This window comes from Ruminiclostridium sufflavum DSM 19573, from assembly GCF_003208175.1.
GTDB classification, from domain to species: domain Bacteria; phylum Bacillota; class Clostridia; order Acetivibrionales; family DSM-1351; genus Ruminiclostridium; species Ruminiclostridium sufflavum.
Genome location: NZ_QKMR01000011.1, coordinates 139,880 through 148,126, shown reverse-complemented (window position 1 = coordinate 148,126; position 8,247 = coordinate 139,880). Strand labels below are relative to the sequence as shown.

The window sequence follows — 8,247 nt, the reverse complement described above, 5'->3', positions numbered from 1 at the left end:
TTTTCATTCATTCTCACCATAGATATTTTGTAGACCCCCGACCTAACACCCACAGCCACCTCTGGCTTGCTTTTGCCATAACGATACATTTACATTTTACCGTTGTCGATATAGCGAGTGCATTCAGTCGACTTCACCGAGCTTTTGACCCTGCAATTACTATCTTGCAACGCCAATCGGAGTATCAGGGTAGGCGTTTCGGGGCGTTACTCCATCATTCCACCTATCGAAGTTACAGTTAGACAAATTACTTTGTCCAGCCATTTTAACACTACACGGTCTAACGCCTATAGGGCTTAATCCTATAGGATAGTGGTTGCTGACTAACAAGTCGCGCCGCAATTTCTCTGAAGCTGCTCACCTTTTCTAATATATTATAGCCTATTATTGGATGCTGCTTTATTGAAAGCCATTGTGCTTCATCCAACGACCCGTTTTTACGCAGTATTGAATCCTCAATACCTATCTTTCCTATATCATGGACATGCGCCGCAATATGGAAATTCTCTGTCTGCTCTTTACTTAAATCCAGCAACCCGCAAATTCTCTCTGTCATATCACTTACACGCATGGAGTGACTTGCCGTATATGCATCTCTGGCTTCCATCGCCGCTATTATTCCTGCTATAAGATCATGGTACATAAGCAATGAACTCTGCTGAAAATCTCTCATAGTATTCCTCTTCTTCTGTCAAAATAAATTGTCATTCTTTATCCTTTAATGCGAGAGACATTTCAATTTTATTGACTCTCCTGATATGGAAAAAGTTTATCACAAAATAGGAAAGAATTCCAGCCGCAACAATTATCAAATACAAATACAGAGGAATATATATATCCAAATAACCGCTGATCTTCATAAGCACAATTACAAAGCTTTCTTTTATACCTGCGTAAACCAGAGGCAGAGTAAGTATAAGCGAGGCTATAACAGTTATTGTTGTGGCATTCAGATATAGCTTGCGTATCTCCTTGTCCTCATAGCCGAAAACCTTCATAAATGATATATTGACCGCATTTCTGTCAATAACGATTTTTGTCAATATATACATAAGTGCCATATATATCAAAATTGCCGCAATAGTGAATATCGGTGCCATCTGACCAAAGGACGAAAGCATCTGGTCTCCTGCTTTGACCAAATCCTTTGAGTTAATTGCAGCCGCAAGATATTTTTCATCAATATTAAGACCTTTGTTTGAAAAATATCCGTTAAAATAGTCATTTCCTAAATCAAGAAGGTTGTTAAGCCTTGTATTTTCCATAAATACCGCAAGTCCGGCGGCATAATCATATGTACCTACCACCTTAAGCTCATATTTCTCTTGTGAATACGGGTCTGTAAAGGAAACAACCTCGCCAATCTCCGCACCCGTTTTTTTTGCCAGCCCGTCTGAAAAATAAACACCGCCTTCATCCGCAGCGAAATCCAAGCCTTTAAAATAGCTGCTGTTCTCACTGATTCCGTAAACGGACACCTCTATATCCTTGCCGGCAAGTCTGTAATATGTCTCAAGGGGATAAAGGGTAAATTTTTCAGAATCCTCTTTATTTTCAAGCTCTACAGGCAATTTCAGTATGTATTGATTTTCAGACACGGCACTCGCCTTTATTTCATCCATATAATGGGTAATCATAGGCGTCATGCAAAGCCCGAACATCAATATAAAGCTGGCAAACAGCATTCCAAAAAACAAGGTTATATAGCTGCCCTTATTCTGAAATATAATTCTAAGCCTGAAACGGCTTATAAATGAGATATCAGGCAGTCTTCCCGCTCTTTTTCCGCTGTGCTTTTTTAAATCACGTCGCAGAAATCTCAACGGTGAAATAGAAAGCCTACTGTTTAATGCAAAAAGATTTATCACAACCATAACAGCAATCGGAAGTACCGTTGTAAGCAAAAAAGCTTCTGCATTAAAGGCCACTTTCATGGGAGGCAGGCTGTAACTGCCGTAATACAGGCCCTTAAATATATCGGGCATTACCGTATAGCCAATCAGATTCCCTGCAGCACCGCTGATAAATGTAATCCAGACCGGTAATGAAATATAGTGAAATATAAGCTCGCCCTTTGTATACCCTGACGCAAGAAGCGTTCCTATAACAGCAGCCTCTTCCTCTATAGTGCTGTTAATTACAATTGCAAAGACAAAAGCCATGATACCCAATATTATGTAGAAAAACACCTTAATCATCGGTATATCCGAGCCCATATCCTCCTCAACAAAAGAAATACTTTGATTCTTTTCGGCAGTACAGAAGTTTGTCAGCTGCACACCGTTTAAAACAAGCGTTTTTGACAGCTCCTCCGACAAATCCCTCTTTTCCTTGTCAGATAAATCCCTCTTGTCAAAGTAATATGAGTAATTATAAATCAATCCGTTTTCTGAAAAAGAAGCAAAAGTCTCATTCGTAACTACAGCCACACCGAAATAAAAGGTATCCATCATTATATCGGTATTTTTCTTAAACAGCGATGAATAGTCGGGCAAGGAAATAAATCCCGTAATCTTCATTTTTGTATTTCCTATTGAAATATCATCTCCAATCTCCAGTCCGTTGGTTTCTGCAAACAAACGCTCCAGAGCAACTTCCTTTCCTTCTGCCGGAAGTCTTCCCTCCATTACCGTAACAAGATTAATATTCTCTCTTTCCTTATATATACGCAAGGTTGCATTTTTCAGAACATCCGCATCAATATAATAATTCTCATAAACCGACAGCCCAAGCCTTTCTGCTTTCTCCAAAGCAGCCTCAGATACAGGATAATAGGAGCTGAACAGTCCATCCTCCACCTTGCAGCTTGTACGGTTGTCTTCAAAAGCTGTCCTTACCCCGTCAGCAACAACTAAAAAGCCGGAAACCAAGGCTATTGTCACTATAAGCATGAGTGCTATTGCGGTATATCTTCCAAAATTGTGTTTCAGTTCACGATTAAGACGCTTGTTTAACGGATTTCTCATATAGCTACCACTCCAAATCTCCGGCTGACACCAAGGATTCATTTATGTACTCCTTCTTAATCATGCCGTCATGCAGCTTCATAACCTTATGTGCCATGTTTTTTATCGCATCATTATGGGTTACAATAATAATTGTAGTATTGAACTTCTTATTTACTGTTTCTATAAGCTCCAGTATTTCCTTTGAGGTTTTATAATCAAGAGCTCCGGTTGGTTCATCACAAAGCAAAATACCCGGATTTTTCACAAGAGCCCTTCCTATTGCACATCTTTGCTGCTGACCGCCTGAAAGCTGATTTGGGAACTTATCCTTGTGCTCCCACAGCCCCAGTGTCTTTATAAGCTCATCTATCGGCAGCGGCGACTTGCTCAGATATTCACAAACCTCAATATTTTCTTTTACTGTTAAATTCGGCACAAGATTATAAAATTGAAATACAAAGCCAAGCTCATTACGTCTGTAACGTGACAGCTCACGCTTTTCAAGATTGGCAAGAGGCTTGCCGTCAACAATTATTTCTCCCTCGTCAATTTTTTCTATGCCGCCTATCATATTAAGCAAGGTTGACTTACCCGAACCGGAAGGGCCGAGGAGCACACAAATCTGTCCTTTACCTATAGAACAGCTAATACCCTTTAATACCTCCGTACGGCTTTCACCTTCGCCATAATATTTTTTTAAATTTCTAATTTCAAGGTACATTTTAATCCCTCCGATCAGCTGACTCATAAAGTCAATTTACGGCTGAAACCTCACACTATAGAATATCGAACAATATGTATCGTTTTTCAGGCAAATACTGCCTTAAGCCCTTGCTTTTAAAAGGTTCTTGTTTCAGGAGGCTTCAAACCCAAGCTACCGGCCGATGACATCCAGACGATAGCAATTGCAATCAACATTTATATCAAAGCATTCCGTCTGCTGCTCTTACTTACTATAACCTTCCTTCCCGGAAGGAAAGACTCCTGACAGAGCTTTTATTCAACCGGCTTGTCAATTCCGGCATACTTTTAAAAAGACAAGTTAGTTCAAACTAACTATAATTAGATTACCACTCTTTTGATATCGTGTCAATGCAATTTTGCCCAAAGCAGCTGAATAATTGAATCCAAGCGGTTCTTTGTGCCAAAAGACGATATATCGTCGCAAAGGCTTGAACCGTAATTGGCTTGAATACTTCTACCTAAAATAATATAATCAGCCTTCACAGCTTAATAGTTCACTTAAAATGCGAAAGCTGAATTATATTATTTTTACTTTTCATCTCAGAGACACCTTCCTGTTCATCAGGCGCCCGGTCACGTACAGCAGCACACATACTATTATAATATCAATTAAATACCCCCCAATCCCCACCGTTATGTTTACCGGCTCATTTCCCTGTATTGAAGCCAATAAGTAGCCGAACATGCTATCTGTGGTAATTGAAGCCTTCCTCCCTATAAGATTAATATTAACTGAAAGAGGAATAAATATTGCGGCGGCTGTTTCAACAATTTTCAGCGCCACATACGTTACAATAAAGGCTATAAAGCTGGCTGCAACGCCAATCCCACGAAAACACGGCATATTTGCCACTGTAATCGCAAAATATATCTGGCTTATAAAGAACAGTATTGAAAAAAGAACTGCCGGAATTATAAGGTATATTGCATTCTCCAGACCTGCTTTTGCCAGCTCGTTTCTGATTTCAGCCAGCTCATTCAAACCAAAACCCAGCCGGTGCATAGCCTCGAATAATGCTCCTGCAAAAACCGCCAGACTTGCCGTAATCCAGCAGAAGCCTGCAATAACCTTAGAAATCAGGAGCTCATGCGGTTTTACAGGCAATGTAAACATAAGATAGCCTTCATTTGAATATAAATTACGATAGAACCTTATAGCAACGAGAGCAAAGGTAACAATAAATACGGAGACACCGGCAATGATAAGAAAAACTGATGATGTGGCCGTAATAAAGCTGATCTTCAATCTTCCTGCGATAAAGGCTATCGCCGCAAAGAACAAGGTAATAAGATATAAAAACGGTATTGTACGTGCAGTATCTCTGAACTCATATTTTAATAATTTTGTCAGCATTTGAATACCTCCTCAAAAAGTTCTTCTACAGACTTGCCCGTGGATTGGCGTATGTTATCCACGCTGTCGTCTACTATTATTTTTTTGTCTCCCACCATAATAATCCTGTCAAATATTCTTTCAACATCGCTTATCAAATGGGTTGAAAGCAGTACAACCGCATCCTCCGAGTAATTGTTCAGAATAATGTCCAGCATTGCTTTTCTTGATGCGGGATCAAGCCCTCCCAGCGGCTCATCCAGCAGATATACCTTGGTTTTTCTTGACATTACAAGAATCAGCTGAACCTTTTCCTGCATTCCCTTTGACATGCTTTTTATCTTCTGCTCGGGATCCAGCTTGAACTGTCTGAACATTTCTTCCGCTTTGCTTCTGTCAAAATCGGTATAAAAATCCTCAAAGAAATCAAGTGCATACTTTGCCTTATTGCCTTCTGCCAGATAGGTCTTTTCAGGCAAATAGGACACTATCGACTTCGTGTATTCATTCGGAGCACTTCCGTCAATCAGAACCTCCCCATCATAGTCCTTAATGATTCCTGCCAATATCTTCATTATTGATGTTTTGCCGCTTCCGTTAGGTCCCAGTATTCCTGCTATTGTACCGCTTTCGAACGAAAGTGATATGTTTTCAAGCACTGTCTTTGCACCGTACCTTTTCTGTAATGAGTTAATCTCTATTAACCTGCTCATTTTCCTTCCTCCTTTTTATTCCCGATTTGCCGGATACGATTCCTACAATATCCTCCTTGCCGTAACCGAGCCTTATCATTGAATTGTAATAGCTGTCCGTATATTCCTCCGCCATTTCGTCCCTGGCCTTTGAAATCTTTGTTTTATCCTGTGACACATATCTGCCTGCCGTTCTTTCAGTGTAAAGCAATCCGTCCCGCTCCAGCTCAGACAAGGCTCTTTGCATTGTGTTGGGATTTACGGAAAATTCAACCGCAAGCTCCCGGACCGATTGCAGTCTCTGCCCCGGCTCCCAGCCTCCCGAAACTATTTTTAGCTTTACCTCGTTCATTATCTGAACATATATAGGAGCATTGGATGAAAAATCCTTCGGCATTAAATCACCTCCGTTGCCTGTTTTTATTATTTCTTTCGTTTAGTGTGCATATCCTGTATGAATCGGCTTTAAATAGCTGTATTATTGTATTAGTTTCTTAATACAATAATACAGCTACCGCAATATTTTGTCAATAAAAATAATAGGACTGCCGTAAAAATAAGCTATGACGTACTGTTTTTATATATAAATTATGCTATAATATGAATGAAAAAGCTTGTAAGTTCGCAGATGCCCTCAGTCAAAAGGCAAATTCAAATCAAACTGCAAAAAGCCGGCTTAAAATTAAGCTTGAAGCTTACGGATTATTATAATGGAGGAGATTTGTGTGAATGATGAAAACGCAGAAAAAGTTGTATTGCCGGTAAAATATCCGGTTATAACATCTTACACGGCAGATGCACATATGCTGGCGATACTTTATAGCTACCCGTCAACGGAAGAATGGATATTTAATAATTATATTAACCTGTGGGGGGAGGAACCCTCTCATTATAATAACTATGCAATGCTGAGATTCCACTCCTGGTCGATAAAAAAAGCATGTCCTTATTTTAAGCTAAGCTATTTTGATAAAAGTTTTTTTTCTTCCGATATAACTGAGTTTATAATATCAAAGATTAACGCAGGCAAATATGTTACTATATTTTATGACCAATACTATATTAAATGCTCAATGCGCTATAAAAAAATGCATGCAGCTCACGAAATGCTGATTTACGGCTATGACAGAACCCTTAAAGTATTCTTTATAGCAGACTTTCTCCATAATTACAAATATGCGTTTGAAACCGAATCCTTTGATTGCATTGAAAGCTCAATAACTAATATGTTAGAATCAGAACTGTTTTTGTGTACTGAAATAGCCTTTTGCAAATCCGATTATAAATTCAGTAATTATTTTTTAGTTAATTCTTTAAAGAACTTTTTATATTCGCAAAATAACGTGGCAGAGAATGAAAATGTTTTTATTGCCCAATATGAATCGGAACCGATAAAAAGAGGAGAATATGTATTTGGCATTAAAAACTACGGCTTATTGAAAGAAAAATTATCAGAGGTAATATATAATAATAACTATGATTTCAGGTCATTACATGTTGTTTTTGATCACAAGGTAATGATGTGTGAACTGCTCAAATATTTAGCAAATACAGGTATGATCGCTTTTAATGATTCTATGATAGAGGATTATTCAAATATTAAAAATATAAGCCGGAGTAATCGCAACCTTCTTATTAAATTTACAGTTACAAAAGATAAAAAACTTATAGATAAAATAATTGATAATATTAATATAATGGAAGCCTTAGAAGTAAAAGCAATAACCTATCTTATCAAAAAAGCATCCGCAAAATTATAATAACGCTGTAAAACTTATACACCGGTTACAATATTTGCACTTCACACCTCTTTTTTTGCATTTCATTGTTAATTTATTGCATCTTACTCCAAAAAGCACTCAGCTTTTCAATAGCTTTGTATAATGTAATCATTGATGAACTCAAAATTTTTAATATCAGGAGGAATTGATTATGTTTGTACAAAGATTAAAGTTGATAGTGCCGGTGGATAAAACCGTAGATGCAATCTTGCTGGACTCAGGTGAGCATGACAAAATTGAATGCTATCAGGGAAACAAAGCCGTCAATAATTTCGGTCTTACTGTCCATGGCTCCGGAACATGGGTTAAGGGAACAATTAAGGGAACACTTGAGGCTTATGATTACAAAGCCGTTTATGAGGTATACAATCTCAAGGAAAGTGAGTCTGCCAACTATTGGTTTGTTTCCTACAGACAAGACAAGTCACATGATGAATTGAAAAAAACCTTTGAAGACTCGCATAAAGTAAATCTGAACTACGATCTATCCTTTATGATTCAAGGCAATGACTATGATATCAACAGCGTATTTATATGCTATGAAGTAATAAGATTGGTGGTTAACGGAGTTACAAAGGACTTTGTAGTAACAAATCCCTCAAGCTCCTCCGCGATGTCACCTGACGGAAGTGCTTATCCGGGCGGGTTCAAGCCTGTAGAATAAGGCACTGTCCTACACAGGTTTACATAAGTACAAGCCTATAACAATGAAAAGCTCAATATATTCATTGTTATAGGCTTTGTCAGGT

8 protein-coding genes are annotated in these 8,247 nt (G+C 38.4%); 2 read left to right on the top strand and 6 right to left on the bottom strand.

Annotation, left to right across the window (positions count from 1 at the left end):
• Nucleotides 1-280: 280 nt before the first annotated feature.
• From LY28_RS10650 to LY28_RS10625, 6 genes are all read right to left on the bottom strand, one after another.
• A complete protein-coding gene (locus tag LY28_RS10650) occupies nucleotides 281-673 on the bottom strand; it encodes an HD-GYP domain-containing protein (protein WP_110462170.1) in 393 nt (130 codons plus the stop codon).
• Nucleotides 674-704: 31 nt separating this feature from the next.
• Nucleotides 705-2,966 (bottom strand): ABC transporter permease, encoded by a 2,262-nt coding sequence (locus tag LY28_RS10645; RefSeq protein ID WP_165835547.1) that lies wholly within the window; start codon nucleotides 2,964-2,966, stop codon nucleotides 705-707.
• A gap of 4 nt (nucleotides 2,967-2,970) precedes the next feature.
• On the bottom strand, nucleotides 2,971-3,669 hold the full coding sequence (locus LY28_RS10640; RefSeq protein ID WP_110462168.1) for an ABC transporter ATP-binding protein: 699 nt from the start codon (nucleotides 3,667-3,669) through the stop codon (nucleotides 2,971-2,973).
• A gap of 558 nt (nucleotides 3,670-4,227) precedes the next feature.
• Complete coding sequence (locus LY28_RS10635) at nucleotides 4,228-5,046, bottom strand: ABC transporter permease (RefSeq protein ID WP_110462167.1); 819 nt, start codon at nucleotides 5,044-5,046, stop codon at nucleotides 4,228-4,230.
• A complete protein-coding gene (locus tag LY28_RS10630; RefSeq protein ID WP_110462166.1) occupies nucleotides 5,040-5,738 on the bottom strand; it encodes an ABC transporter ATP-binding protein in 699 nt (232 codons plus the stop codon). The genes LY28_RS10635 and LY28_RS10630 overlap by 7 nt, the downstream gene beginning before the upstream one ends.
• Nucleotides 5,716-6,114, bottom strand: coding sequence for a GntR family transcriptional regulator (locus LY28_RS10625; protein ID WP_110462165.1), 399 nt, complete (start codon nucleotides 6,112-6,114; stop codon nucleotides 5,716-5,718). The genes LY28_RS10630 and LY28_RS10625 overlap by 23 nt, the downstream gene beginning before the upstream one ends.
• A gap of 328 nt (nucleotides 6,115-6,442) precedes the next feature.
• Between LY28_RS10625 and LY28_RS10620 the strand changes: the two genes are divergently transcribed.
• Nucleotides 6,443-7,477, top strand: a complete 1,035-nt coding sequence (locus LY28_RS10620) for a cysteine peptidase family C39 domain-containing protein (RefSeq protein WP_110462164.1) — start codon at nucleotides 6,443-6,445, stop codon at nucleotides 7,475-7,477.
• A gap of 172 nt (nucleotides 7,478-7,649) precedes the next feature.
• On the top strand, nucleotides 7,650-8,162 hold the full coding sequence (locus LY28_RS10615; protein ID WP_110462163.1) for a hypothetical protein: 513 nt from the start codon (nucleotides 7,650-7,652) through the stop codon (nucleotides 8,160-8,162).
• Nucleotides 8,163-8,247: the final 85 nt, after the last annotated feature.